Source organism: Fundidesulfovibrio sp., from assembly GCF_058402725.1.
On the sequence record NZ_JBZVFJ010000326.1, the window covers coordinates 1 to 1,760 of the forward strand.

Genomic DNA, 1,760 nt, shown 5'->3' on the forward strand with positions numbered 1-1,760 from the left:
GCCCGTGGTCTACCTCACGGCCTACGCCGACAAGCAGACCCTGGACCGGGCCAAGATCACCAACCCCTTCGGCTACATCATCAAGCCCTTCGAGGATCGCGAGCTCCAGACCACCATCGAGATGGCCCTCTACAAGTTCGACGCCGAGAGGACCATGCGCCTCTCCGAGCGCTGGCTGGCCACCACCCTGCGCAACCTGGGCGAGGCCGTGGTCACGGCCGGGGCCGACGGGCTCATCCGCTTCCTCAATCCCGTGGCCGAGCGCACCCTGGGTCTGGGCCAGGACGCGGCCCGCGAGCTGTCCCTCCAGGACGCCTTCTGGAGACGCACGCGCCCCATGGACGACGCCGGGCCGGGCAAGCGCCTGCTCCGGGCCGCGGACGGAGGCGAGATGCCGGTGGAGATCCACCTCTCGCCCATCCTCGACGACTGGGGCAAGGACATGGGTTCGGTGCTGGTCTTCCGCGACATCTCCGAACAGGTGCGCAACGAGCGCGAACTGCGCGACTCCCTGGACCGCCTGCGCGTCACCCTGGAGGCCACCGTGGGCGCGCTGGCCGTCACCGCCGAAAAGCGCGACCCCTACACCGCCGGACACCAGCAGCGCGTGGCCGCCCTGGCCTGCGCCATGGCCCAGTCCCTGGGTCTGGACGAGGAGCGCAGCGAAGGCCTGCGGGTGGCGGGGCTTCTGCACGACATCGGCAAGATCTACATCCCCGCCGAGATTCTGGCCAAACCCTCGCGCCTCAACGCCATCGAGATGGGGCTCATCAAGACCCACTCCGAGGTGGGCTTCGACATCCTCAAGGACGTGCCTTTCCCCTGGCCCGTGGCCCGCATGGTGCTCGAACACCACGAGCGCATCAACGGCACCGGCTATCCCGGCGGACTCTCCGAAGGCCAGATCCTGGAGGAATCCAAGATCCTCTCCGTGGCCGACGTGGTGGAGGCCATGAGCTCCCACCGGCCCTACCGCGCCGCCCTGGGCCTGGAGCGCGCCCTGGCCGAGATCCGCAAGAACCGGGGAGTGCTCTACGACCCCGCCTGCGTGGACGCCTGCGTGGACCTGCTGGAATCGGGACGCTTCAGCTTCGAGACCGACCAGAGACTCCCCGCCTGAGCCGTCAGGCCCCAGGCCGTCCCGTCTTCCCGGAGGTCCCGTGATCCCTTCCCCCGAGCACCGCGCCGCCTGGCCCTTTCGCGCCCTGGCCCTGGCCCTCTCCCGGGGCCTGTTGGACGAGGACGACACCGCCGTCCTGTTCTACGACCTCCCCTGGCCTGGACGACCGCCTGGCCGAACTGGACCGCCGCTTCCCCGCCGGGACCCTGCACGCCGCCGCCGTGAAGGCCGCGCCCCTGCGGGCGCTGTTGGCCCGCCTGTGCCGCGCGGGAGCCGGGCTCGAGGCCGCCTCGGGGCCGGAGCTGCATCTTTCCCTGCGCGCCGGGTGCCCCCCGGAGCGCGTAGTCTTCGACTCCCCGGCCAAGACCGTCCCCGAACTGCGCCAGGCCCTGGCCCTGGGCGTGCACCTCAACGCCGACAACTTCCAGGAGCTGGCACGCCTGGACGCCCTGGACCCCGGGAACTCCCCGGCCGCGAGCCTTGGGCTGCGCGTGAACCCCCAGGTGGGCGAGGGAAGCATCGCGGCCACCAGCGTGGCCGGACAGTATTCGAAGTTCGGGGAGCCCCTGGAAAAGCGCGGGGAGATCGTGCGGGCCTTCCAGAGGCGGCCGTGGTTGCGGGGCCTGCACATGCATGTAGG

Annotated in this window: 2 protein-coding genes; both read left to right on the top strand. The window is 70.7% G+C overall.

Annotation, left to right across the window (positions count from 1 at the left end; all coding sequences use genetic code 11):
- A partial coding sequence (locus ACV4UX_RS19230) for an HD domain-containing phosphohydrolase (RefSeq protein ID WP_491594887.1) occupies positions 1-1,120 on the top strand: 1,120 nt, incomplete at its 5' end.
- Positions 1,121-1,341: 221 nt separating this feature from the next.
- The coding region (locus ACV4UX_RS19235; RefSeq protein ID WP_491594888.1) for a type III PLP-dependent enzyme domain-containing protein at positions 1,342-1,760 on the top strand (419 nt) is incomplete at its 3' end.